We start from the raw sequence: 25042 nt of genomic DNA on the forward strand, positions 1-25042 counted from the left end.
TCTAAAAAACTTAACTAAAAGGGACCATCCGTCCCTGATTTGGAACATCTCTTTTATTAATACCATTAATGGTATAGTTTAGCGGATTAATAATATCAGTCTTTATATGAGGAAAGGCTCCATTACCTAATATCTTTACTACAATCCCAGGAAACTCTTCTATTATAGAGGGGATATACACAATAATAAGTTCAGTTGAGAGTTCATCACCAATATCTTTTAATTTCTTTATTAATAATTTTTCAGAAGGCCTTTCACTTTGATTTTTTTTAATGCTCACACTATTGTTTTTTCTTCCGGACAAATAATTGTACTCCTCCAGTACTTCTTCTTTTGATAAACTTGCAAAGTAATCGTGATAGATATTTCCGTTACGACTTGTCTCATTTAAGTATGGTTCTAGTAAATTAGTAGGGTGTAATTCCGGAAAATGATTTGGTTTGTAATCTCCAGTTAATTGCCATGTTTCTTTTAAGGATTTATAAAGAGCACTTTCAATTGTCCACCCTGCTCCTAATCCTACACTCTTGATATTTGGGCCAGTTGCAATGGTAATGATAACGTAACAATGCTGACTAATTGATATATTGAATGTAAATATGTCATTAAAGTATGATTTTAGGTTCCTATATATTGTTTCTATACCCTTACCTTTTAAGAAGCGATCAACAATTATATTTTCTCCTGGAGTTTTAGTTAACCAGTTAAATACCAAACTTTGTCTTTCAATAAACTCTAAAAATGAGGAATCTATTACATCATAAGAATTACGATGAAAAGCCGTACCACTTGAATCACTCCAATAATTATCAGGTAACTCCTCATATAAATTTGAATTAACTAATAATACTTCTTCTGCAGAAACTGTTACAATTTCATCATTTTTAATATTGTAACCCTGAATATTATCTACCTTTATTTTATGAGAGAGTTTTGTTTGTGTAACTCGTTCTAGCAGTTCTCCCATGGCTCCTTTTAAAGCAAGAACTTTATTAAAACTTGTTCCATCCCCTCTAGTCGTATTTCCATTGTTATTATGTATTGTAGCTATTTTAAAATCATCTTTAAATGAACTTTCTTTAATAGTTAAACCATCTAATAGGAAAGGGGTACCATTAATTGTTTTCATAAGAATCTCCTGTATTTTTTTCTGGAACACCAAACCATTGAATAAGTGCAATTGGGCACAACCTGACATTCAAACCACAAGCATGCGATAAAGGCATATCTATAAATCCAGACCAACATCTTTCACTTAGTCCTGTATTGTTAATTAAGACTTCTCGAAATCTTTGGGCCATTAAACCAATTTCTATTAGTGCATGCCTGTATCCCTTATGAGAATATTTCGATACAGCCCTTTTGTAATCAATTGCATAAGCAATACAATATGGTGCAATACAATCACCATCTAAGTTTATCAAATTTAATGTTTTCTCAATTTGTTCTTCAGTTTTCCAACTAGAAGTTCTAATTAAATTAAAGTCAGTTGAATTAAAAACAAAACTACCTGGCACTTTAATCCCTTCAATTGCTTTATCTTTTAATACCAATAATAGTGGGACTATTGGATATAAAGCCCCAGCCGATGGATAGTTTTTTGACCCTGATTCGGTAGATCTTCCAAATGCTTCATACAAAAGTTGACCAATATCATCTAAACTAATAACAGAATCTTGTTTGAATTCTTTGGCAGATTGTGTTACCCAACGCTTCTTTATATTTAGTTGAACAATTTCTTCGTAACTATTCGGCAAAATATCTTGAAATGCAACTGTTTCAATCCATCTGAACAGATTAGGGCTTACTTCCATATTATTAATAATTGCTGAATTAACATTCATTGTATTATTATGGAATTTTTGTACTTCCTTTAAGACCTTTTTATCTAATACTGTATCGGTTAAGAAATCCCAATCTAACAGTGTATGATTATCCTTTAATTTTTCTCTTAGGTTCTCCAAATTAAAAAGTCTCCTTAAATTTATTCATAACAATCGCAATATTCCCAATGTATGGTTGTATCTAATCTAATTTCATTAGTGGTAATATTCATTACCAAACCTCTATACAATTCCCTGTTACTAATTGTGTTGTACTTGTTTCTACCCATAAATTTATCTAGCCTGTTCAATATTTCAGTAGAAATGTTTAAATGTTGAATTTTCGATAAAGGTAATTCTACTTGAAATTCACTTTCAAGAGTGTATAGTTCATCTATAAAACTTTGATAATTATGATTCTCGTCACTATTTCGTAATTCTGATTCTATTAATCCTATCTGACAAATGTGGCATGGGCTCTTCCATTTACTGCTATAGGGAGAATCTATGTATAAGTTATTGTTATATAAGTATGAAATCATTAATAAGCAATCTTCTCTTTCAAGAAATTTATCTCTAATTTTTTTCGCTAATTTCCTTGAATAGGGATTTAAAAAAATCAAGCATAGTGTATTTCCTTTAAATTCATTTATACCTTCAAAGTCTTTAAATGACAGATAAGTACCCGCTTCCAAAAATTGTTCAAGAGTACTTCCTACTTTCTCGTCATTAGAAGAAACAATAATATTTTCCAAATTGAAGTTATTCACTTTTCGTTCTTCTATAACTCCATGTTTCAGCAAAAAATCAGTTGCTTCTGCAGTGTTATTGTCAAATTCAGTAAAAATCACTGCAGAACTCACATTGGTTAATTGTTCTTTTTCTATTTCTAATAAAAATTCCACCATTTTTTGATTTGTAATTCGAATAATTCCATAATCATTTTGCAATATTAGGTGGCCATCCTTAGTCAAAAATTTAACATTATTCCTAATGGTATATGTTTTCATTTTTTCACCTCGCAAATTAATACGGACTATATTGGAAGTTTTATTAATTAATATCTAAGTATTTTGGCTTGTGTAATTGGAATAACTACTATTTTGTTATCTTTTTTCTTAAAGAATATACTGTTTTAGTTGTTGAAGACCCTTGACATGTACAAGAAGAATAACACGTTGAACACCTAGTCTGACCAGTACCTGGAACAGTACAATATGTGCAGAAACTGCCTCCTCCTGGTTCCTCAACAGCATAACCAATAACAACAGATCCGTATCCAAAGTTAGAATCTGATTGAGTGGATTGAGATTGTAAATCAGTAACTGATGGTGGTGCTATATGATCTTTAGCCATTTTTATCTCCCTCTTCCTAATTATCCCAAATATAGTCCGCTTTACCATATTATCAAATAATTTAAAATTTTCAATACTTTTGTAAGTATTTATTTTAAAAGTTTTTTTGCTTGGTTATAGAATTTCTATACGGGTTAAAGTCTCTTGGCACCGGAGAATATATCGATTATGCATTATTTGATTCTAGTTATTAAACAATAAAGAAGATGCAAAAAACTTGATTCTTATGTAGTAAAACTATAACTCTATGTTTCAGCAAAATATCAGTTGCTTCTAAAGTGTTATTGCCAATTTAAGAAGAAGTGACTTCAGAACTCACATAGATTAATTGTTTATTTCTTTTTCTAATAAAAATTCCACCATTTTTTGATTTGTAATTCGAATAATTGCATAATCATTTTGCAATATTAAGTAGCCATCCTTAGTCAAAAATTTAGCATTGTTTCTTACGGTTAGGTTTCTACTTTTTCACTTCGTAAATTAGTACGGACTATATTGGAGTTTCTTAATTAATATCTAAATATTTTTTGCTGGTGTATTTGGAATAACTACTAATTTGTTATTTTTTTTCTTAATGAATATACTGTTTTAGTTGTTGATGACCCTTGACATGTACAAGAAGAATAACATGATGAACAACCAGTAACTGGAGGATTACAAAAGGTGCAGCGACTGCCATCTCCTGGTTTCTCTATAGCATAACCAATAACAACAGATCCGTATCCGAAGTTAGAATCCGATTGAGTTGATTGAGATTTTAAATCAGTAACTGATGGTGGTGCTACTATTTCTTTAGCCAAACTTTATCCCCACCTTCCTTTTTATTCCAAATATAGTCCGCTTTTCCATGTTAACTAATTAATTGAAAATTTTCAATACTTTTGTAACTGTTTATCTTTGGAATTATTTTTTAAGTTTTTTTTGATAATACCTTCTTTATTCAGCTTGGTTATAGAAATTTTATGGGTATTATAGTCTCTTGGCAGCCCAAGAATTGTATTTGTAAGATTTTTAGGTATTTGACTATAAAGAAGATGCAAAAAAGCCTGAATTCCTATTTTTAAAAGGAATTCAGGCTCTTAAAAAAATGTCAATAATCTATTTTTGTAATCACATGCTCTAGTAATCTTATGGAATTACCAATAAATCTCCATCTTCTGCAACCTTATTAAAGCTCCCTAAGCTGCTGGTTCAATGAGGCTAATTCCTCTTCAATCTCACTCAGCTGTCTTTCCAGGGGAGAGATATTACCATTGACGGATTCCAGCTTTTCCAGGTCGTTCTGGAGGCGGATATAGTCTGATTTCAGGTCTTGGATTTTGTATTCGATATCTGATTTGGTCATGGGGGATGCCTCTTTTCTTGTATTCGTTTTCCTGATTATATCAGGCTTTTTATCCCTATTGCTATTATCGTTTAAACCTGTTATTTAACAGTAAGCAAGTTAAACTCCATCAGAAAACTAGATAGTTCTTCAATAGACTGGAATTTAAAAGAATACCCATAAGGAATAGGAGTTTCCCCCGTATTGATTCTCTTGGGAAATCTCTTCAACGCTGTGCTGTGGGTTAACCCCTTGGCTGCGTTTTTCAGCAAGAAAAAGTTCTCTACAGTGACGGGGTTTAACGCCACTGTAATTTCCTTATTGGGCAATAAATAGACTACTTGTTCTGTATGTACATTTTCCAATTCAACCGCTTTGCTTGTTTCTTGTTTGACTATAAAACTATTATTTGTAAAGATTTTCATGAACTCTTCCAAAAAAACATCTCCTATTATGTAGTGTCACAGTATTCTCTCTGGAGTTATGCTTCCTCCTAAAGCGTTTTTGCATAAGCAAAAACACCTCCGATTCAGCACTTATAGTAAGTGTACCATTTCGAAGGTGTTTTAGAATGTCTATTTATTATTCTTTCCCTCTCACCTTTATCGCTTCAATGGTTTCGAGGTACAGCTTTTTCCTTTTACTTTCCGAAAGAAAATGCAGGCTGATCCGGTCAATCAAGTATAAGGTGCTGATGTCAAGGCCAGTTGAAATAAAGTTGTTTCTGAATGGATGCAGTGTCCAAAGGACAGCATTTGACAGCTTGGTCAACGGAGATTCCCCATAGGCAGTGAAGGAAACGAGTTTAGCTCCTTTTTCTTTTGCCTTTTTTACGGATTGAAGCAGATCTGTTGTCTGGCCTGACCGTGAGAAGGCGAGAATTAAATCCCCTTCCTGTAGCAGCGTGCTTCTTATGATCATGAGATGAGGATCAATGATCGCTTCTGAGATGAATCCCATCCTGCTCATCCGGTAGTTCAGCTCCTGTGCTGCAAGCCCTGAGCTCCCGATACCATAGATGAAAATCCTTTTGGCTTCATTGATCAATTCTAAAACATCATTGAATGGCTTTGGCTCGGTGAGCTGCTGGACATTGCCGAGCATTTCCCGGTATGAGGAGAACAGCTTCTGTTCGATGTCCTCTTCTTCCCGAGCTGTTTCCATTCCGCCTGCCAGCCGGATCTTCAATTCAACAAAATTCCGGCAGGATATCCGCTTCGCAAACCGGGTGATCGTGCTTGTCGATACCCCTGCTTTATCCGCAAGCTCCTGGATATGACTTTGGGAGGCTTCCTCCGGGTTAGTTAGAATATAATCAGCAATGTTTCGTTCTTTATCGGAAAGAGATGAATAGATACTTTGTATGTCTTTCAGCAGTGAAGCCATATTTAACGTCCTTTTATCTTGGAATTTGAGCGACAAAGCGTGCTGTGATCTGCTGGGGACGGGTGATGGCGCCGCCTACTACAACCGAATGCACACCTATTTCAAATGCCCTTTTTACCATCTCAGGGGTCATGATATTTCCTTCCGCTATAACGGGAATCGAGATTTCCCTTTGTACTTCCTTTAGGAATGCAAAATCCTCATCGTATAATTTTCTTCCCTCAGTCTCGGAAGTATATCCGTATAGCGTAGTTGAAATACAGTCAAAGCCCAATTTTTCTGCTTGCTTTGCATCTTCAACAGTAGAAATGTCTGCCATCAATTGTACCTCAGGAGCATGACTCCGGGCAAATGAGACCAAGCTTTCCAGGGAAACCTGACCTGGCCTGTCACGGAGGGTAGCATCCATGGCGATCATCTCACAGCCGGACTCAATCAGCTCCTCCATCTCCTTTTGGGTGGCGGTGATAAACACTTCGCTGTCCTCATAATCCCTTTTTACAATGCCGACTACCGGCAGATTCACTTCTTTTTTGATGGCCATGATATCCTCTTTAGAATTGGCACGGATGCCTGCCGCTCCTCCATCTTTGGCAGCAAGAGCCAATTTGGACATGATATACGAACTGTGCAGTGGTTCATGTTCCAGCGCCTGACAGGATACCACCAGATTGTTGTGTATTTGTTTTAGCATATTAATCCCCTACCATTTCCTCGATTTCATTCTTGATGATGGTTACTTCCGGTCCATAGATGACCTGGACGCCATTCCCCTTCTTCACGACTCCCCGTGAACCTGTTTTTTTAAGTATCGCTTCATCGACAAGCGACACATCTTTTACAGAAACTCTTAATCTAGTGGCACAGCAATCAACATCCTGCAGGTTATCGCTTCCGCCAAGTCCCTGAATGATCGCCTCTGCCCGTTCACTCCTATTGGTCATGGTCACCCCTGCCTCCTCTTCAGCTTCGCGGCCCGGAGTTTTGAAGTTAAATTTCCTGATCAGGAATTTGAACGAGAAGTAATAAACAAAGAACCAGGGAATCCCGATTAAAGGCACGATGACCCAGTTGGTTTTCGCATTTCCCTGCAGGATTCCGAATAAGATGAAATCAATGAATCCACCAGAGAAAGTCTGGCCGATGGTTATCTGGAAGATATGGGCCAGCATAAAGGCCATTCCATCCAGGAAAGCATGGAGAACATACAGTGCAGGCGCAACAAACAGGAAGGAAAATTCAATAGGCTCCGTAATACCCGTTAAGAAGGAAGTAAGCGCTGCGGAAACAAGCAGGCCGGCCACTTTCTTTTTGTTCTCCGGTTTGGCTGTATGATACATCGCAAGACATGCACCGATCAAGCCGAACATCATGGTAATAAACCGGCCTGACATAAAGCGGGCCGTGCCGATATAGAACTGCTGTGTGGATGGATCAGCGAGCTGAGCGAAGAATATCCGCTGCGTTCCTTCCACAAGATTGCCATTCACCGTTAACGAACCGCCAAGACTTGTGGTCCAGAATGGCATGTAGAAAATATGATGAAGACCAAACGGCCCAAGCATACGAAGGACAAAACCGTAAATGAGGGTGCCGATATATCCGGTTGCCTCAACAAGGCCTCCCATGTTGAATATACCTTTTTGGATAAACGGCCATACGAAGAACACAATCACACCCAGGAAGATTGCCGCAAAGGACGCAATAATCGGTACAAAACGCGAGCCGCTAAAAAAACCAAGAAATTGCGGCAGCTGCTTTTTATTGTAGCGATTATGCAGCCAGGAGGTCATAATCCCGACCACCACACCACCGAACACCCCGGTCTCAAGCGTAGGAATACCAAGCGACATCCCCTGCCCGACCGCAGCCGGATTCTCTGTATTCATGTCCCCTGTAATCGTCAATAGCGCAGATATCGTTGCATTCATAACAAGAAACGCAAGCACTCCGGCTAAGCCGGCTGTTCCTTTATCCGATCTCGCCAGTCCGACAGATATCCCAACGGCGAACAGAAGCGCCAGATTAGCAAATACGACATTACCAGCACTCGACATAATTGTGAAAATAGCTTGCAGCCAGGAAACATCCAGAAACGGATAGGCCTTTACCGTGTTCGGATTGGATAAAGCACCGCCAATACCCAGCAGCAAACCGGCAGCAGGAAGCACCGCGATTGGAAGCATAAACGACTTCCCGAACTGCTGAGCTTTCTCGAAGAAATTATCCATCATTAATCCCCCTTCTTGAAAATGGTTTTCATAAATTAGTGTAGATGATAATGAGTTAGATTTCAAGAAAGGGTTTTCATTTATTGTTAGATGATTGTCATTTTTTTATTTTCATAGCCAAAACCTTTTGGATTTGGCTGCTTTGTGAACCTTATATATTTACAAATTAGAACTGTGTTAAAATCTAGTAAAGAAATATGATGATCATATATACTCCTATAAGAATGCTCCTTATCAAGAGTAACCACATAAATAAAAACCCGCTTTTGAACCAAAATAAAAAACGCTAGAAACAGCATTTTACTGTAACTAGCATTTTTGTTTTTGATGATCTGAGAGGGATTTGATCCCCCGACCCCTACCCTGTCAAAATAGTCCACTTTGTTCAAATAAGAAAAATAAATATAAACATCTATGAGAAAGGCTGTAAATAAAGCCTTTTTCTTGTTTGTTAATGCAATTATTTTAATAAGATTATAAATTTCCTAAAAAGAAGAAGATTTTAGGAGGGACAATGCAATGAACAAACCAACTAAAAAGCAAATAACAGAAAAGGATAACAAGCTTGTGTACAAATGTATAGTCATCTTCTAGAAAGATCAAAAGAATACGGTCTTAAGAAAAAGTCTGCTGTACTTTGTACGAAGGTTCAATATGGGTGTTCTGACTAAAGAAATTCGATCTGAACCCGAAGTCCGTTTCCAGAAATGAAGGAGATACTTGAAAAAGCCGAATACTCTCAATAAAAAAGAGCATGGTTTACAAATGAAGTTAGTAAGTGAATTAGAACGATAAAATCCTACTTCCCAAGTATTACAGGAAGTAGGATTTTTCGATTTTAGTACCCACAATACAATAATTAAAACTTGAAGTAGTCTGGGGAAATCGCATAATGTAATTAAATTAAAAATACTTAAAGTGCGCTAACACCTTATGATTCTATCAACTTCTCACCAGACCATGAGGATCGATAACGAATTTTTTCGATGCCCCGTTATCAAATTCTGCATAGCCGCTAGGTGCTTCATCCAGAGAGATTAATGTCGCGTTAACCGCTTTGGCGATCTGCGCCCTGCCGCTCAAAATGGAATTCATCAGTTCCCTGTGATAGTTCATGACAGGTGTCTGCCCGGTAACAAATGTATGAGCCTTTGCCCAGCCTAACCCCAAACGGATTTTTAAGGTTCCGTGTTTGGCATCATCGTCAACCGCTCCCGGGTCTCCCGTTACATACAGTCCGGGAATTCCAAGTCTTCCGCCTGCTCTAGTGACATCCATTATAGAGTTCAATACGGCAGCTGGAGCCTCCTCATCTGATCCTGCACCATGTCCATGAGCTTCAAAACCGACACAGTCCACAGCACAGTCCACTTCAGGTGCTCCCAGCAGCTGATCAATCTGCTCACCAAGATTGGCATGTTCACGTAAATTGACGGTTTCACATCCAAAGCTGCGGGCCTGGGCCAAACGTTCATCTATCAGATCCCCTACAATCACTCTGGATGCCCCTAATAGCTGGGCGGAATGGGCTGCTGCTAATCCAACAGGGCCAGCACCGGCTATGTAAACCGTAGAGCCTGTCTTTACTCCAGCAGAAACCGCACCATGATAGCCTGTCGGAAATATATCAGACAGCATGGTCAAATCCAGGATCTTTTCCATAGCCAAATCTTTATCCGGAAACTTCAACAGCTGGAAATCTGCATAAGGGACCATTACATATTCTGATTGTCCGCCAACCCAGCCTCCCATATCTACATATCCATAGGCAGAACCTGCCCGGTCCGGATTCACATTTTCACATACATGGGTATTCCGTTCTTTACAGCTTCTACAGCGTCCGCAAGCAATGTTAAAAGGAACAGAAACTAAATCTCCCTTTTTAATGAATTCAACATCGCTTCCTACCTCAATTACCTCTCCTGTGATTTCATGGCCTAGTACCAGGCCGCTTGGCGCTGTCGTCCTTCCCCTTACCATGTGCTGGTCGCTTCCACAGATGTTTGTTGTAACAACCTTTAAAATAACACCATGATTACACTTCCTGCCCACGTTCAAAGGGTTCACTCCGGGGCCGTCCTGCAGAACCAAATCCGGATAACTTATATCCCTTACTCCCACCTCACCTGGTTTCAGATAGACTACCGCACGATTTCCAGCCATACAAAAATCACACTCCCAAAATGTATTGGTAAAGCCGCATTTGTAAACGCTCTCATGTAGTCCCTATTATACTGTTTAATTAGAGTTTATCAAAATTATAAGTTCTGAATAGATTGTGAAAATGGCTTTTCTGCCAAGCACCTATTTCTAAACCAACAGTACGACAAGATGGACGACCATCTGAACTAACACCTATATCGTTTTTCACCATTATTCTTTTGAAGAAGTTAAGATAGAAATGTTTTTGAGAGAAGGCTTGATTTATGCTGAAATTTGAATAATTTGATTTATCAAAGATCAGCAATGTTTTAAACCTTAAATGGATGATTAAAGTAATGATGAAACCCACGTAAGACACGATGTATATGCTCTAAAAAAAATACAAAAAGGAAAAGAGCCGTCTCTCTTTTCCCTTTTTATCAACAGTGCCATACCACAGGTTAAAAGAACTGGATCAAGCGTCTATATGTCCATCTCCCACCACTTTTGTTCTTCTTGCTTCATATCCTTCTCCGTTTGCTGAGGATAGGCAGTTCGGAATTTATGATGGTCAGCTGGTATGATTTCCACCATTTTTGCAATCATATCTTCTGGGTCAAACTGGTTCTTTAACCCTTCTTCCGCCTTTTTTATATCCTCTTTTCTCGTGAAGTTTTTCTCTTCATCGTACCATTTCCATAGCTCTTCTGCCGCGCGATCATTAAAGCCTGTCTTGAAGTCACCAGGGTTAATGGTGGCAACTTTTACTCCGAATCCTTGAAGTTCCAACTGCAGGGTATGGGCAATTGCTTCAATCGCGTGCTTGGTAGCGGCATATGGACCGCCATATGGAGATGCCAAAATTCCAGAAATTGAACTCATAAAAACGATTTTTCCGCTTCCCTTTTCAACCATCTTCCGTGCAGCGATCTGTACGGTTTCCAAGGTTGCGAAAACATTTACCTCAAAAAGTGCCCGAAACCGGTCCATCGGCACCTCACCGAGCGGCCCTCGTTCATTAATGGCAGCATTTGCAACAAATACGTCAAAATCATACTTCTCAATCTGTACCAGATCCAAAGGGTTCGTAATATCGATTTTAATCACCTCTATATCCAGCTCAAGGTCATTTGCTTCCCGCAGAAGGTCTGTTTTTTGAGAAGTCAGCTCTGTAGCCGCAATCACACGATGCCCTTTTTTGGCAAGACCAATTGCTGCGCCTCTTCCAAGCCCCGTGCCTGCACCAGAAATGAAAATTGTTTTGCCCATGTTAAATTCCTCCATTCGAAATAGCATGCCAATTTATTGTTTCCAGTTAGCAGTAAAGCAAACCCAACATGGGCAACATTACCCGATTTCTTACAGGATCCAGTTCATTCAACGCTCCGCACTCGCAGTGGACAATCAAGCTTTTGGCTATGTACTTACCGCTGCTTATGGTCGTACTCGGGACTCACCCGTTAGAGTTCGCCCATGCTGGGCGAACAAAAAAGATAGATGCTCCTGCATCTATCCATCATAAATGATTGAATTCAAAAGTCTCTTCCCCTGGCACAACTACAGCAAATGTTTTCATATGAAGCGAAACTGAATTTATCCAGATCAGGGCCACTTGATCTCTTAATCTCACTTGTGGCACTCAGCCTCATTAATTGTTTTAATATGTTGTATTTATAGAAATAATTCAGTTTAAATCGTCAGATGCGCTTTGGTTTCTTCCGGACTTCCTCCGCTGCCTTAACCACTTCATCCAAAGTTCTGCCCATCCCCGCTTCTACCGCGGCGACATAGCCGCCTTCAACCAATGGAGCATCCGCGATTTTCACATGCTCCAGCCCTGATAATTCAATCGCCAGTTCCGCATTCATCACTGAGCTTCCTAAATCGAACAGAAGGATGACCCCTGAATCAGAATATACGTTTTTAATCGCCTTCTGGATTTTTTCCAGGCTTGTTCCGATTTCGCCATCATCGGTACCTCCAGCTGCCTCAATAGGAACAGTCTGTACGACCTGAGAAACTAAATCCTTCAACCCTTCAGCGATTTTTTCACTATGCGAAATAAACACAACCCCTACCGTGCTCATAAAACAACACCTTCTTCTTCAATCACTTCTGCTAATGAACTGAACAGGAAATAACTTGATACAGAACCTGGGTCAAGATGGCCGATAGAACGTTCACTCAGATAAGCAGCTCGGCCCTTTATGGCTTTCATATCCTTTGTTTTTTCCATGGCTTGTTTTGCTGTTTCCTTAAAATTCTTCACGTCGAGCGAAGGACTCTCTTTTAGGAATGATGCAATGGGACCCCAGACATCGACCATCGTTTTTTGATTCTCCTCGGCCTTGCCTCTCTGGATTATTCCATTCAGGCCTTCACAAACGGCAGCAGCAAGTGAATCATAGTCCACTTCTTCTTTATCCTTCACAGACATAGACATTTTGAGCAGTGCTGTCCCATATAAGGGACCTGAGGCGCCGCCTACCTTAGATAATAATGTCATAGCCCAATCCTTTATGAGATCAGAAGGAGTCCCGTAGTCAGCGGCCTTCATTTTTTTCACCGCTTCATCAAATCCCCTGCTCATGTTGATGCCATGATCTCCATCTCCGACAGCCTGGTCCAGGTCGGTAAGATACGTTTTATTTTCCTGTATCTTGGCGTTTGTTTTCTCAAGCCATTTCACGAAGTGCTCTATCTTTAATCCCATGAACATCAACCTTTCTTTTAAAATCTCCTAATTAGATACGAAATCCTAATGTTTCAGACGGTGAATCGAGCAAACTCTTAAGTTCATCATCCAATTTTAAGAGCGACACAGAACAGCCCGCCATGTCGATTGCCGTCATAAACTCGCCTACAAAGGTTTTATAGACAGTGAGGCCGCGCTCCTTAAGAAGCTCACTGACTTTAGCATTTAGAATATAAAGTTCCATTAAAGGAGTGGAGCCCAGCCCATTAATCATCACAGCCACTTCATCCCCTGGCATATGTATGCGGTCGGCTAGAATTTTTTCTACCAGTGCGGAAGCAATTTCGTCCGCTGTCTGAATTTCACTGCGTGCTATACCAGGCTCTCCATGAATCCCCATTCCGACTTCCATTTCATTTTCACCGATTTCAAATCCTGGTTTGCCTGCAGCAGGAATCGTACAAGGAGTCAAAGCCATGCCCATGGAACGCACACTGGCAATCGTCTTTTCCGCGGCCGCCTTTACCTCCGTAAGCGATGCCCCTGTCTCTGCTTTCGCCCCAGCAATCTTGTGTACAAATACCGTTCCCGCAATCCCGCGCCGTCCAGTCGTATATGTACTGTCTTCCACTGCAACATCGTCATTGACAACGACTTTTTCAACTGTAAGCCCTTCCATTTCGGCCAGCTCTGCAGCCATTTCAAAGTTCATGACATCACCAGTATAGTTTTTTATGATCAACAGGACACCAGAACCGCCGTCAACTGATTTTATCCCTTCTAAAACCTGATCGGGTGTCGGCGATGTAAATACGGAACCACACACAGCTGCATCCAGCATCCCTTTTCCGACAAAGCCTGCATGAGACGGCTCATGGCCGCTGCCGCCTCCGCTCACTAAGCCGACTTTTCCCTGTAATGGAGACTCTTTTCTTGCCAGCACGGTGGAACTCGGAACCTGCTTAAGCTGGTCTCCGTGTGCAGCGACCATTCCTTTGATCATGTCTTCTACCACAGCATTGGGGTCATTAATAATTTTTTTCATATCCTTACCTCCTATTTATCATGTTTTATCACTCTGCATAATCTATAGAAGTAAAAAACAGAGTCCCCTCCGCATATTTGCCGGACGGCAGCACCTCTACTAAGTTGTTCATTCGACACAGAAAATTAAATATCCTCTTATTTCACTACAAAGTTATGGATCCTACTTCATTCTAATAAATTCTTCTTATTTACGCTGTTTCCGGCATGACTTCATCTATTATTGAGAGTTAGGATGTTCATAGCCTTATTAAACTGAGCCTTGTTTATTTCACTATTATTTTTTTGAGTAATAAAGTTCGCTGTGCCTGTTGGTTGCTTTTATACATAAAAATATCATTACCGCTAAACACACACATCTACACCTTGTTGGGATTATTTCAAAACAGCATCCAACAACCAGCCTTCCTTCTTAAACTTTTATTTGCTTCACAATCTCTTTATAATACCGTTCCTTATAAGCGTGCCTTCACGGGTACGGGTGGTAATACATGAATTCGTTCTTAGTCTGTAACCCATACACTTTCATCCCTGTCTTATTAATAGCTGAAAGCCACTGCTTTTTTAATTGTTGAAGATCTTTTGCCGATTCGGTACTCCATTCCAGCAATATCCATGGATGATTTTCCTGTTCGAATAATGAAATAATGCTTTTATTCAACTCATATGCCTTTATTGTACTTCTATCTGCCTCATAGCTTCTTTAGAGGAAGTATTCTGTAATGGAAACAAATTATAGAAATGAAAGCGTCCATCAAGCGGCTGCTCACTAACCCCATATAAGATATCCACCAGCCTTTGCTATCAGGTATCACTTCCCCTGTTTATTTCATTTTGATCAAGAACTAAATGCGAAGCTTCAACCTTGCCTTCCCTGGATTTAGCATAATTGTTGAACCAATAAAAGCATGTGATGTTCCAAATTAAAGGTATGTGTACTTACGAAACACATTTCCATTCTCTAAAAAAGGTACCAAACACATTAAATGTTTCCATTCTATTACCTCGCTTTTTCCATAATTAAGAAAACTATTCGAACCAGGCGTCAAGATTCCTTTTTCTTTTAAAAAAACGCGCAGGTTTTTTTAGACGACCTCTTGCAAAATACATTGTAGGAACACCAAAAAACAGAGTAACCAATTTAGCTGATTACTCTGTTCTTCTTAATGCCGCATGGCCTTCCACGGAATTAATTCAATTAAAGTATTTACTCCAGATGTATTTTCTCCAGATGTTTTAAAGGGAAATATATTTTCGTGCTTTATATTTAATAAGTTTATATATCCGTCCGGTTCATCCTTCCACTGATTATTCAGTTGTTTATACATAAATAGCCGCTTGCCATCAGTGGTAATGATTGTTTTGCAATTTAATAGATTCCTCGTTGTAACATATCCAACTGCCTGGTCATAGGCAGAAGTGAGTGATTTATTGGGACGTTTTGCCTCACAGATCATGAAACAACTCATCGGATCGGTTGGTACACTATTAAAGAAAGCTAAATCAATTTTCTTCCATTCAATAGCCAGTAATTGTTCTGACCAGCCCATTCCCAGCATAAGCGGTACAATCATATGGGCTACAATTTCATGTTCGGATGGTCGATTGCTGCCCTCCTGCTTGCTATACCATTTAGCAAGTCTTTGAATTCGGGATAATACATTTAACACATCTTCTACCGCATTATTCGGTAGTCCGGCATTAAACAGCTCAATACCCAACTCATTATTACTGAAGGTTCCCGATCTTAATGCAGGAAGCGGCTTAAGATCCCTTATTGGCATAAGTAATTTCAACTGAGATACTAGGCTTGTAACCCGTGCTTCACGAACTGCCGTAAACGTGTGCTGCTGTTTATAATTGGAAAACAAAGGTTTACCTGGCTGAATAACTGGTACTGGTTGGGTATACCAGAGGACTCTGCGTGTATGCTGAAGGTCCCATCCTAAAACGTCATTAAAGCATTCAACCCACATATATTGATGTTCTGGACTATCTGGTATTAGGCCGACAGCTCTTACCTCATGACCATAGCGTAAAAGAATAATATCCCCTGGTTTAGGATTTTTACAAAAGCTCCTGATCTGATTTGTCGCCATTCGGATTCCAGCTTTTCCAAGTCGTTCTGGAGGTGGATGTAGTCGGATTTTAGATCTTGGATTTTATATTCGATTTCTGATTTGGTCATTAGGGGTGCCTCATTTCATCATTTGGATACTATGATGATAACAAAATGATACAGATTCTTAACTTTAAAATATAAACTGCAATTGATTTCCAAACCCCTGCTCCGTATTAAAAGCAGGGGTTTCCATCCACACAACATCATATATATCCTTTTAATTTTTGTTCGCTTCTAGGTTTCAAGGAATACCTTTTTACTCCATAGGAAACCCTGGCTGATCCGGTCAAGAAATAAAGAAGCTTATTAAAGGAGGCAGCGACCAGAGTACAGCTTCTACCAGCCTATATAATCCAGTTATTTAATAGTAAGCAAGTTAAACTCTCGCAAAAAAATAGAAAGTTCTTCAGCAGATTGGAATTTTAAAGAATATCCATAAGGAATAGGAGTCTCCCCCGTATTAATTCTTTTAGGAAATTTCTTCAACGCTGTGCTGTGGGTTAACCCCTTTGCTGCGTTTTTCAGTAAGAAGATGTTCTCTACAGTGACGGGGTTCAACGCCACTGTAATTTCCTTACTGGGCAACAAGTAGACTACTTCTTCTGTATGTATATGTTCAAATTCACTTGCTTTGCTTGTCTCTTGCTTGAGTGTAAAACTATTATCTTTAAAGACTTTCATTAACTCTTCCAAAAAAACATCTCCTATTTTGTATTGTCACAGTATTCTACCTGGGACTATGCTTCCTTTTCAAATGTTTTGTCCATGCAAAAACACCTCCGAATCAGCACTTATAGTAAGTGTACCATTTCGAAGGTGTTTTATAAAAAATGCAAAAAGGGAAAAGGGCCATCTCTCTTTTCCATTCAGAGTAAATTTTTATACAAAAATGCTATTTCTTACTTGGGCCAAACGCTCTTTAATCTCTTCATATTCAAGTTTATTAGTACCTTCTTTTATTAGTAACTGTGCTGCACTTACTACGAAACGATCTCCTCTAGATAATTTCATTCCTGAATTTTCCAATCTAAGGAATTCATTATCAGACTTTTTAACAGCCTGAGTATAATCTGACTTATTCTCTTTCATGTATCTTTGTTTACGGCAAACTAAAATACTATCTAAACTAATAGGGTCTTTAGCTGATGATTTTGGACTAGAAGCTCTTGCCTCAGCATGAACAGGGTGCACCGCAGTTACCGTTAATCCAGCCCGATTTATCGCTTGATATATAGCAGCCCAGCCTTCTGGTTTAGAATGATGGAAACTAAATGCTAGTATCCCATCATCTTTTAAAACCCTACAACACTCCGAGAAAACTGAAGCAAGTTGGTTAGCAAATACCTTTGGTTCATTATGTTGTACTTCGCCGGAATCATATGAGTTTGCCCTGGCCATCCACTCATATTTATGTTTCAAAACAGGAGACAGCCATGCAAAGAAGAAGTCACTTAGTTCGCTGTAGTGTATAAAGTCGAAGTATGGTGGATCAGTAATAACTGCATTTACTGTTGAATCTGGTATAGGAATGGATGAACTGTCTCCATTTAAAATTAATGCAGCTAGTTCATTATTATTGAACTTTTCCCAATTATCAACAACCTGTACATTAACAGGGTTACTAGCTATTACCTTTTCTGTGCCACAATTCTTCCCCATATCATCATACTTTAATTTAACTTCAAAGGGTTCATTTAAATATTCTTTAGCTTTCAGGAGCCTAGAGGAAAATAAGGAACTGAAAGTACCACTACTTTTCTTAGTACCCCAAACCGAATTCTCAAGTGGTGTGCGTTCAGGCTTTAAAATATGATTAGAGAACATATGCCTTACAGCCCCAGTCCCTTCTCCCTTAAAGCTACAAAACATATTATTAAATTCTAATGTGCTTGAAAACAGGCATAACATCTGTTCTTGTAAAACTTCATCTTTAATTTCTTCTATGATACCTTTTAAAAGGAGACCTAGACATAGTAGTTGGCGTGTATTAAAGAAGTCTTTCCACTTCAAATAGTTATACCCTCTAGCCTGGTCAGTATTATGCCCTGACCTAACATCAAGAGTGGGTATAGGTAAATCTTCGTTAATAATTCTTCGTTCTGCTTCCGCATATAACTTATGGTCATAATCACCAACAGGAAGGTATATTTTCTCCCCTTCTTTAGTCGCTGCCATAACTGCATACATGGAGTGCTTTATCTGACTTCCATCCCTTGGAAGGAGATCCTTAATCTTATATTTTTTTCCGTTTTTAGATGATACATATTGTCCAGATACTGGCCCTTCTTGTGGATTAAATTCATTATTACAGTTTGGGCAAGTAACGGAAACCGAGTCATATCTGTCTTCAATTACTGACCAACAATTTGGGCATAATATTTTGGCTGCTGGTTTTTTCTTAGGATAAGCATTTTGTGAGAAAACGTATTTAGAAAATAAAGGTACCTCCTCCCCGTCTGGGAGGGTTACAATTTTAACCCAAAAATAATAAAGAACTGGTATAAGTTCCCCAGTCAAAGGATGAAGAGTTTTATAATATTTTTTTATTTCAGGCGCTATCTTATTTTCCAGATTTTCATATGCCTCTCTGAGTTCCTTTTCAGATACCTTATTAAATGCTTGATTAACTAAAAAAGTACTTATAGGGTTAATATCACAACCAATAGCCTTTGCACCAAGCTTTATAGTTTCACCAATTGTTGTTCCACTTCCCATAAAAGGATCTAAAACAACCTTATCTTTTAAATCGTGTTTTTTATAAAACTCTTTCCAAATATCATTACTTTCCGGTGTCAGTGCCCCCAAGGTTATAGCTCTAAAAACCGACCCTAAACGAGTAGCCCACCACTTATGTATATGATAAATGGGACGATAAATTTCTTTTCTCCAGCTCTCTTTTTCTGCGACTTCACTAAGTTCCACTATAGGGAAATTACTTTCAAGAGCAGTAATTTTATAATTTGTAACATCTTGTTGTTCTTTAAGTACTATCATTCTGTTTTTTCACCCATTCATTGAAACTACTTTTTCTGCTTGTGTTTTTAATCTATAAGCCAAAAATCTATGCTCTAGCCCTGCATGGGGATTAGGGACTGTTTCTGCTATTAACTCATTTGTCCTAAGGTTAAAATTATAGCCTACAACTAATGACTCGGACTCAATTCGAGACAACCTTCCAACTACTTGGAAACGTTCGTCCGCTTCATAATTCTCTGGAACAATTAGCGTCATTAAACCAGTAGTCCCACTGGTTAATGCAAACGGAGTAGGAGCCACATACATTTTCCTATCTCTAATCTTAATATCACCGTAGGTGCCGAACCCTTTAATGCTTTTATTTTTATGAACATAATTATTGTCTGCATTCAGGAAGTTCCCATGGGAAATTACAAGGTCAACTACGGGATATTCTTTTTTTCCATTTTCGTTAGCTGGATATTCTCTAAGATCTGCAGGGTAACGTCCGAAAACATAGAAAATGCTTCTTCCGTTATGAGCGCCTGAAGGAACTTGACTATTTGCATCATAATCTCGTTCACGACCAGGCCATGCTAAACCCTTTACCTCATATCCTTCTGCATGCTCAACTAATGAAAAATCTGGATAAGTATTTCTGCCTTTACTTTCAAAATGAAAGTTTAGTCCCTCTAGGCGACGTTCAAACCAATTTTGAAAGTGAAATTCCTTATCTTGAGCGCTTACAGACTCAATAAGTTCTCCATTTTGTACAGCTATAACACATTTTTCAAAAACATCAAAACAGCTTGTATATTCCATTTGTAAGCCCACCCCATTTTATAATTCAATATGGTTAGAATCAATCGTTTATCTTATAGTTATATATAATCAATACTAACTAAGCAATCATAACATACTTAGGTTCCGTTCCCCCATAGTTTATGCTGACTTAAAAGCCAAAAATAGCCACTTCTCAAAAGTATGACCCGATAAGAATTTGTTTATTTTATTAATATTTTCCGTTAAGAAAGAAGCCTCCCTATCGGAGACTTCCTGTAAGGAATCCAGCAGTTCTTTTCTCTATATTATAGGCGGGAGATCCATTTCAGTTACTCCTCGCTTTTTGTTTGATTAAAAACTCCTCTAAGATGACCAACGAAATATCCTTTATCTTCAAGCAAGTTTAAAATCTCCTCAACAACTTCTGCTTGTTCAATAGGCATTGATGCATCTCTTCCTTGAACCGTCTTATTTTCCTCAACTGTTTCGATTTTCAATACTCCACGTAAAAATTTAGACATTTAACATTACTCCCTTATTTCATATTATTTTTCTAGCTCAATTCAAAATCCTGTGATCCTGGGCTGTATGAGGCATAAACAAATCCTGGTATTATTTATTTTAACTCACTAAAACGCGCCCCCAAAAAATTGTCAAGTTTACCATTTTGTTCGATAGGTGACTGGCGGGGGATAATGTAAGGCTCTCGATAAAATCCTTGAAAAGCATAAAGAGCTTAACAAGCACTGGGATCTTCAATATATCTCAACAACGGTTGCTCCAACAGTCCAACGGGAGATAAAGCATGACATCAAAAAACTAATGAGGGCATTAATCATACTGATTTCAGTACCCAAGTCCTTAATGTGGGTTGCTGCAAGGATTTACGGTAGCTTGTGATAGAGATGTGATTGCTACCACTGATATTTTTAGGCCACCATGTTTATTTAAAGCTGAAAATGTAGTTCAAGAAAGGATTGCAAGTTTGAAACAAAAACAGAATAATATGTAGTCACGATAACTCCTATGTACCTTTTAAAAACTTGCATAGGAGTTATCATTTTTTGATAAATGCAGAACTTTTTTTATATTTATTTAAAAGTTCTCCTTTTTAACGTGCTCATACACACTAACAAATTTCTAAGTAGCATACCTCTTTTTAACCAGGGTTATTTATTACCAAATCTTTTTCCAACTTCAAGCACTTTTTCCAAAGATTTACTCGCATCGATTTTATTCGTATTACTACCTTCCCGAATGTAAATTTCATTTTCAAACATACTTACGTCAGCTGGTGTATTTATTGCAATCTCAATTACTTGTTTTCCCCTATATTGTCTAATATTAAATAATTTTACTTGTGATTTTATCGCTTCTGTAACATTATGCTTATCAACTTCTGATACAAACCTTCTAATATAGCTATCTAAATCTTCTCTAACAGCATTTATTTCTCCATCTATACCTACAATATATTTTTGAGATACGGTTAAATAATCCTCTTTTAAATTTTCTTGAACCCAGTTCGCGTCTTGCTCATTATCAGCTATTCCAATGAAAATATATGAGGTATTTTTTGATGCTCTATTTGCCATTGCTACTGCTGTTTTTAATACTTTCTCTATCACAATTGGATTAAATCTAATTCCCTTAGGGCTAATTGAATATAACCCCTGCTTAAATTCAAATGCCTCTGTTTCAGTTTTAGCCAAAGAAAGAATTGTTTCAAATTCGTATTCTGTTCCTAACTTCTCTACTCTATGATTTTCATCTAAAATGAATAAATCACGAATTAAACCATTTACAACGCTAATGTTGTCTTTTCTATCTTCCTCCTTCACAGAATGTCTTCCTTGAACCAACCTACTTTGTAAGCCTTTCAACTGATGAATTATTTCTTTTTCATCTTTTGGAACCATTCTCTCTTTAATAATTAATCTATACATTGCCATAAATACTGCATAAAAAGAGTACTTTACTGCATTTCTAGTCTGACCTGAAACTACTGCTCTAAAATTTTGACCATCTATTTTCTCTGAAAGTGCGCTACGAACTACTTCAAAAACTTTCAAAAAATCCCTTTTAATTTTCTCAGAACTTATTCTTTTTAAATTTATAATTACAGAATGATATAACTTGGAATTTTCATCATATAATGAATCTAGGTTCTCTCTGCTTACTTCAAATGGACGATCTAATATTATTGAACACAACAAGTCAGCTATTATTTCCTCGTCTTCACTATTTCTTATGTGTGGACGACCAAGTACTCCTACTTGATACCAAAACATATCTTCAATAGAGACTTTATAACCACTAGCCGTACGACTATCATCAAGACTTATCTCTGGCATATCATATAAACACAAAATATCTCTTGATGCATCTCCTCTTAACATTTCAGCAATTTCTCTTACCATTTCACTAAATTCGTTAATAACACCTGCTTGCCTTTTTTCCTGTAAACTTAACTGTCTACCTTGAGAATTTATTCTACCAAATACATCTATCATACTCTCTTCGCTAATAGACTCAAAAGTAGTCACTGCTAATTGATAGTTTAAAAATTCACTTGAAACCTTAGGATCTTGTACTTCTAAACTTTCAATATTTGGATTAACCTTAAAAATTCCATTTTTTCTATTTTCATTAGCTGAAGGGAAAACATTCAGATCAAACCTTTTTTCTTCCCATGCTATTCTGTTTTCTATAAAGTCAAATATAGCTGTCAACCTTTGAACTCCATCTAAAATTTCTAAACCTTTGTACTCATTTGTCGAAATATTTTTGGCGAATAAAAATAAAGGTAATGGATAACCTCTCATTATACTGTCTATTAACATAGTTTTTTCATATGGTGCCCATACTAGTTTTCTTTGATATTTTCTATTAACTATTAATTCTCCCTTTCTATACAAGTTATACGCTTCTAAAATACTCATACCTTTAGGACTGATATTCATATTTCAATCTCCTTATAAATCAAATTCAAGTTGAGCCATCAATTCAACTTCCTTAATAACTGTGTCTACTGCATCTTTTTGTAAATCTGGTGGATAGCCGTATTTCTTTAACATTCTTCTTACCGTTACACGCATTTTTGCACAGGCGGATTCACGTAAAACTCCAGTAAATACTCAGGTTTTCTTTAATTGATTTTGTGAGCTCAAGAGCGATCAGTTTTAGTGTGTCGTCGCCTAATACTTGTTCTGCTGTTTCATGTGATGCTAGAGCATCGTAAAAGGCTACTTCTTTTTTAATGAACCCCGCAAGTTCCCCACTTTTATATGCTGCATCCCTTTTCTTCGTAAGAGCAATTAATTCCTCAAACACTTTGGAATTTTCAATTACACTCTTGTTGTACTTATTTAAAGCGCCTTCCAGCATCTCAGTTAACTTGCGCGCCTTTATTAAATTTTTACGTTACACCGCTTTTACTTTGCCGTTTAGTAATCGATTTAAGAGCTCTACAGCTAAGTTTTTGTGAGGCATTGATTTTTACACCTTCAAAAAAATTTATCCGACAAGATCGAAATATCTGATTTATCTATGCCTTGTGACTCATAAATATCAATGACTTCTTCTGAAATAACTGATTTAGAAATCAACTGTCTGCCATTTGCCAAATACTTTCTTCAAAACCGATATTTGCTGTTGCCACACAAAAACCTCCATTACTTTTTCAGCGTCTAGCTTATATTACCTATTGCTTAATTATATCTTGTTTCCAATTTCATTACATTGTTATCAGAAAATAAATAGCATGTATCTTAAAATAATGTAAAAAGAGCATAAGAAGAACTTGTCCCCAACTATGCTGCGGAACTAGGAAGAGCCTATTATTTTCATGAGTACACATTTTTTCAATTTGTCACAAGCATGTGACTAAAAATAAAAAGACTGTCACATGGCCGTGACACTCTTCATAAATATGATCTCACCGAAACACTAGGCTCTGCCTAGTCTAACAATAAAAGCGAAACACGTTTCTCTTATGCTCTTTTTGTCCTTTTCGTTCAAGAATTTATTTCTTTGAAATAACTTCACCATCATCATCAGTTTTCTCTTGCCATTTTTCATTGTTTTCGAATCTGCAACAATAATAAAGTTTCTATGCGGCCTCCCACCAATTCAGTGAATTAATGGGAGACATGCTCATTTAACTATATTCTTAGGCGTTAGCTTACCGAAAAGCTTACCATATGATATAAAAAGTCCTCTAAATCCTTGGTTTATCAAGGGTTTAGGGCGCTAATTACATCATACCGCCCTTACACCCGCCGAGGCATTCCACCAGCGTTTTCTTCTTGTTTCCATGCAGTTACAACATTAGTTTTCTAGGAACATAACTGCAATAGTCATAAGCCAACTTTTACAACAGTTTCAATTTAAAGAAGCTACTATTAAAAAGGTACTAATTAACAATATTATAGCTAGAGTTTTCATTAAAAATAGCAAAATCTTTTTTTGAGTATTCAGGATAAAGTTTCAATTCTATCTCTAATAAATATGCTGATAGGGCATTTATTGTTGATATACCAAACTTATTTGTAGATATAATTCCATTTGGATATCTTTTAAATTGTTCTTCAAGAAATTTACCCGATTTACTTTTAAAAAGAAATTCCTTAACATTATCTTCATCAAAAGTGACGTATACAATAAAGTACTTCATAATTCCTCCTTTCTTAATTTATCTATTCGACATAAAATGTATTTTTCCTATAATATTATTAAGTCAGAAAGAATGTATAAAGGAGAAAATAATGAAAAAATTCATCAAGGTAGTAGCAGCAATAATAGAAAACGAACAAAAAGATATCTTATGCGCTTTAAGATCTCCACAAATGTCCATCCCAAATCTTTGGGAATTCCCTGGCGGAAAAGTCGAACCAAACGAAGATATCTACTCTGCTCTTGAAAGAGAAATTAACGAAGAACTAGGTTGCCAAATAACAGACCTAGAGCTCTTCAACGAAAACACACACGAATACGAAACCTATATCATTAATCTAATATCAATTATGTGTAAGATTGCCAGCGGAGAGCCACAACCAACTGAGCATTCCAAACTAATCTGGCTCAAAAAAGAAAACCTTAATTCCCTAAAATGGGCACCAGCTGATATCCCTGCGGTCGAACAATTAGTGTATAAAGATTAGACAATAGACTTCTCAAATG

At 37.5% G+C, this 25042-nt stretch carries 23 protein-coding genes and 1 pseudogene; 1 reads left to right on the forward strand and 23 read right to left on the reverse strand.

Features of this window, described 5'->3' with window-relative positions:
* Positions 1 to 10: 10 nt before the first annotated feature.
* The 23 genes and pseudogenes from V1498_RS12335 to V1498_RS12445 all read right to left on the reverse strand — a co-directional run bounded on the left by V1498_RS12335 (position 11) and on the right by V1498_RS12445 (position 24536).
* A complete protein-coding gene (locus tag V1498_RS12335; protein WP_409294020.1) occupies positions 11 to 1129 on the reverse strand; it encodes a YcaO-like family protein in 1119 nt (372 codons plus the stop codon).
* A complete protein-coding gene (locus tag V1498_RS12340; RefSeq protein WP_409294022.1) occupies positions 1116 to 1964 on the reverse strand; it encodes a hypothetical protein in 849 nt (282 codons plus the stop codon). Before V1498_RS12340 ends, V1498_RS12335 begins: the two co-directional genes overlap by 14 nt.
* Before the next feature lie 20 nt (positions 1965 to 1984).
* A complete protein-coding gene (locus V1498_RS12345; RefSeq protein WP_409294024.1) occupies positions 1985 to 2833 on the reverse strand; it encodes an McbB family protein in 849 nt (282 codons plus the stop codon).
* A gap of 897 nt (positions 2834 to 3730) precedes the next feature.
* Positions 3731 to 3979 (reverse strand): hypothetical protein, encoded by a 249-nt coding sequence (locus V1498_RS12350; protein ID WP_409294026.1) that lies wholly within the window; start codon positions 3977 to 3979, stop codon positions 3731 to 3733.
* A 368-nt stretch (positions 3980 to 4347) separates the two neighbouring features.
* The gene (locus V1498_RS12355; protein ID WP_409294027.1) at positions 4348 to 4524 is read right to left on the reverse strand and encodes an SE1832 family protein; all 177 of its coding nucleotides are present in this window, start codon (positions 4522 to 4524) and stop codon (positions 4348 to 4350) included.
* An 80-nt stretch (positions 4525 to 4604) separates the two neighbouring features.
* Entirely contained in the window at positions 4605 to 4940 is a 336-nt protein-coding gene (locus tag V1498_RS12360) for a hypothetical protein (RefSeq protein ID WP_409294028.1), read from the reverse strand.
* Positions 4941 to 5085: 145 nt separating this feature from the next.
* On the reverse strand, positions 5086 to 5889 hold the full coding sequence (locus tag V1498_RS12365) for a MurR/RpiR family transcriptional regulator (protein ID WP_409294029.1): 804 nt from the start codon (positions 5887 to 5889) through the stop codon (positions 5086 to 5088).
* 13 nt (positions 5890 to 5902) lie between these two features.
* Positions 5903 to 6583 (reverse strand): N-acetylmannosamine-6-phosphate 2-epimerase, encoded by a 681-nt coding sequence (locus tag V1498_RS12370; RefSeq protein ID WP_409294030.1) that lies wholly within the window; start codon positions 6581 to 6583, stop codon positions 5903 to 5905.
* Position 6584: 1 nt separating this feature from the next.
* Entirely contained in the window at positions 6585 to 8120 is a 1536-nt protein-coding gene (gene ptsG / locus V1498_RS12375; RefSeq protein WP_409299268.1) for a glucose-specific PTS transporter subunit IIBC, read from the reverse strand.
* A gap of 942 nt (positions 8121 to 9062) precedes the next feature.
* Positions 9063 to 10283 carry a formaldehyde dehydrogenase, glutathione-independent gene (fdhA, locus tag V1498_RS12380; RefSeq protein WP_409294031.1) on the reverse strand — a complete coding sequence of 407 codons (1221 nt, stop codon included), beginning with the start codon at positions 10281 to 10283 and terminating at the stop codon, positions 9063 to 9065.
* 462 nt (positions 10284 to 10745) lie between these two features.
* A complete protein-coding gene (locus tag V1498_RS12385) occupies positions 10746 to 11531 on the reverse strand; it encodes an SDR family oxidoreductase (RefSeq protein WP_409294032.1) in 786 nt (261 codons plus the stop codon).
* Between the two features lie 428 nt (positions 11532 to 11959).
* Positions 11960 to 12349 carry a dihydroxyacetone kinase phosphoryl donor subunit DhaM gene (gene dhaM, locus V1498_RS12390; RefSeq protein WP_409294033.1) on the reverse strand — a complete coding sequence of 130 codons (390 nt, stop codon included), beginning with the start codon at positions 12347 to 12349 and terminating at the stop codon, positions 11960 to 11962.
* A complete protein-coding gene (gene dhaL / locus V1498_RS12395; RefSeq protein WP_409294034.1) occupies positions 12346 to 12975 on the reverse strand; it encodes a dihydroxyacetone kinase subunit DhaL in 630 nt (209 codons plus the stop codon). Before dhaL ends, dhaM begins: the two co-directional genes overlap by 4 nt.
* Before the next feature lie 31 nt (positions 12976 to 13006).
* Positions 13007 to 14002, reverse strand: coding sequence for a dihydroxyacetone kinase subunit DhaK (gene dhaK, locus V1498_RS12400; protein WP_409294035.1), 996 nt, complete (start codon positions 14000 to 14002; stop codon positions 13007 to 13009).
* Positions 14003 to 15164: 1162 nt separating this feature from the next.
* Complete coding sequence (locus tag V1498_RS12405) at positions 15165 to 16100, reverse strand: hypothetical protein (RefSeq protein WP_409294036.1); 936 nt, start codon at positions 16098 to 16100, stop codon at positions 15165 to 15167.
* The gene (locus V1498_RS12410; protein ID WP_409294037.1) at positions 16019 to 16189 is read right to left on the reverse strand and encodes an SE1832 family protein; all 171 of its coding nucleotides are present in this window, start codon (positions 16187 to 16189) and stop codon (positions 16019 to 16021) included. The genes V1498_RS12405 and V1498_RS12410 overlap by 82 nt, the downstream gene beginning before the upstream one ends.
* A 291-nt stretch (positions 16190 to 16480) precedes the next feature.
* Positions 16481 to 16816 (reverse strand): hypothetical protein, encoded by a 336-nt coding sequence (locus V1498_RS12415; RefSeq protein WP_409294038.1) that lies wholly within the window; start codon positions 16814 to 16816, stop codon positions 16481 to 16483.
* Positions 16817 to 17002: 186 nt separating this feature from the next.
* The gene (locus V1498_RS12420; protein ID WP_409294039.1) at positions 17003 to 19117 is read right to left on the reverse strand and encodes a DNA methyltransferase; all 2115 of its coding nucleotides are present in this window, start codon (positions 19115 to 19117) and stop codon (positions 17003 to 17005) included.
* A 9-nt stretch (positions 19118 to 19126) separates the two neighbouring features.
* The gene (locus V1498_RS12425) at positions 19127 to 19900 is read right to left on the reverse strand and encodes a hypothetical protein (protein ID WP_409294040.1); all 774 of its coding nucleotides are present in this window, start codon (positions 19898 to 19900) and stop codon (positions 19127 to 19129) included.
* A 290-nt stretch (positions 19901 to 20190) separates the two neighbouring features.
* Positions 20191 to 20382, reverse strand: a complete 192-nt coding sequence (locus V1498_RS12430; RefSeq protein ID WP_409294041.1) for a hypothetical protein — start codon at positions 20380 to 20382, stop codon at positions 20191 to 20193.
* A 648-nt stretch (positions 20383 to 21030) separates the two neighbouring features.
* Positions 21031 to 22824 carry a GmrSD restriction endonuclease domain-containing protein gene (locus V1498_RS12435; RefSeq protein ID WP_409294042.1) on the reverse strand — a complete coding sequence of 598 codons (1794 nt, stop codon included), beginning with the start codon at positions 22822 to 22824 and terminating at the stop codon, positions 21031 to 21033.
* A 12-nt stretch (positions 22825 to 22836) separates the two neighbouring features.
* Positions 22837 to 23472 (reverse strand): annotated as a pseudogene (locus V1498_RS12440) (DUF3387 domain-containing protein); the annotation flags it as partial.
* Positions 23473 to 24275: 803 nt separating this feature from the next.
* Complete coding sequence (locus tag V1498_RS12445; RefSeq protein ID WP_409294043.1) at positions 24276 to 24536, reverse strand: hypothetical protein; 261 nt, start codon at positions 24534 to 24536, stop codon at positions 24276 to 24278.
* A gap of 91 nt (positions 24537 to 24627) precedes the next feature.
* Between V1498_RS12445 and V1498_RS12450 the strand changes: the two genes are divergently transcribed.
* Positions 24628 to 25023, forward strand: a complete 396-nt coding sequence (locus V1498_RS12450; RefSeq protein WP_409294044.1) for a (deoxy)nucleoside triphosphate pyrophosphohydrolase — start codon at positions 24628 to 24630, stop codon at positions 25021 to 25023.
* Positions 25024 to 25042 lie beyond the last annotated feature (19 nt).

It is taken from the genome of Paraperibacillus marinus, from assembly GCF_046237605.1.
Taxonomy (GTDB): Bacteria; Bacillota; Bacilli; order Bacillales; family DSM-1321; genus Paraperibacillus; species Paraperibacillus marinus.

What these genes read in the sequence shown, in the direction of transcription:
- V1498_RS12420 (WP_409294039.1), bottom strand. Translation starts at nt 19,117, where the DNA reads ATGATAGTACTTAAAGAACAACAAGATGTTACAAATTATAAAATTACT.
- V1498_RS12370 (WP_409294030.1), bottom strand. Translation starts at nt 6,583, where the DNA reads ATGCTAAAACAAATACACAACAATCTGGTGGTATCCTGTCAGGCGCTG.
- dhaK (WP_409294035.1), bottom strand. Translation starts at nt 14,002, where the DNA reads ATGAAAAAAATTATTAATGACCCCAATGCTGTGGTAGAAGACATGATC.
- dhaL (WP_409294034.1), bottom strand. Translation starts at nt 12,975, where the DNA reads ATGGGATTAAAGATAGAGCACTTCGTGAAATGGCTTGAGAAAACAAAC.
- V1498_RS12425 (WP_409294040.1), bottom strand. Translation starts at nt 19,900, where the DNA reads ATGGAATATACAAGCTGTTTTGATGTTTTTGAAAAATGTGTTATAGCT.
- V1498_RS12345 (WP_409294024.1), bottom strand. Translation starts at nt 2,833, where the DNA reads ATGAAAACATATACCATTAGGAATAATGTTAAATTTTTGACTAAGGAT.
- V1498_RS12335 (WP_409294020.1), bottom strand. Translation starts at nt 1,129, where the DNA reads ATGAAAACAATTAATGGTACCCCTTTCCTATTAGATGGTTTAACTATT.
- V1498_RS12410 (WP_409294037.1), bottom strand. Translation starts at nt 16,189, where the DNA reads ATGACCAAATCAGAAATCGAATATAAAATCCAAGATCTAAAATCCGAC.
- dhaM (WP_409294033.1), bottom strand. Translation starts at nt 12,349, where the DNA reads ATGAGCACGGTAGGGGTTGTGTTTATTTCGCATAGTGAAAAAATCGCT.
- V1498_RS12365 (WP_409294029.1), bottom strand. Translation starts at nt 5,889, where the DNA reads ATGGCTTCACTGCTGAAAGACATACAAAGTATCTATTCATCTCTTTCC.
- V1498_RS12385 (WP_409294032.1), bottom strand. Translation starts at nt 11,531, where the DNA reads ATGGGCAAAACAATTTTCATTTCTGGTGCAGGCACGGGGCTTGGAAGA.
- V1498_RS12435 (WP_409294042.1), bottom strand. Translation starts at nt 22,824, where the DNA reads ATGAATATCAGTCCTAAAGGTATGAGTATTTTAGAAGCGTATAACTTG.
- V1498_RS12430 (WP_409294041.1), bottom strand. Translation starts at nt 20,382, where the DNA reads ATGTCTAAATTTTTACGTGGAGTATTGAAAATCGAAACAGTTGAGGAA.
- V1498_RS12445 (WP_409294043.1), bottom strand. Translation starts at nt 24,536, where the DNA reads ATGAAGTACTTTATTGTATACGTCACTTTTGATGAAGATAATGTTAAG.
- V1498_RS12355 (WP_409294027.1), bottom strand. Translation starts at nt 4,524, where the DNA reads ATGACCAAATCAGATATCGAATACAAAATCCAAGACCTGAAATCAGAC.
- fdhA (WP_409294031.1), bottom strand. Translation starts at nt 10,283, where the DNA reads ATGGCTGGAAATCGTGCGGTAGTCTATCTGAAACCAGGTGAGGTGGGA.
- V1498_RS12450 (WP_409294044.1), top strand. Translation starts at nt 24,628, where the DNA reads ATGAAAAAATTCATCAAGGTAGTAGCAGCAATAATAGAAAACGAACAA.
- V1498_RS12405 (WP_409294036.1), bottom strand. Translation starts at nt 16,100, where the DNA reads ATGGCGACAAATCAGATCAGGAGCTTTTGTAAAAATCCTAAACCAGGG.
- ptsG (WP_409299268.1), bottom strand. Translation starts at nt 8,120, where the DNA reads ATGGATAATTTCTTCGAGAAAGCTCAGCAGTTCGGGAAGTCGTTTATG.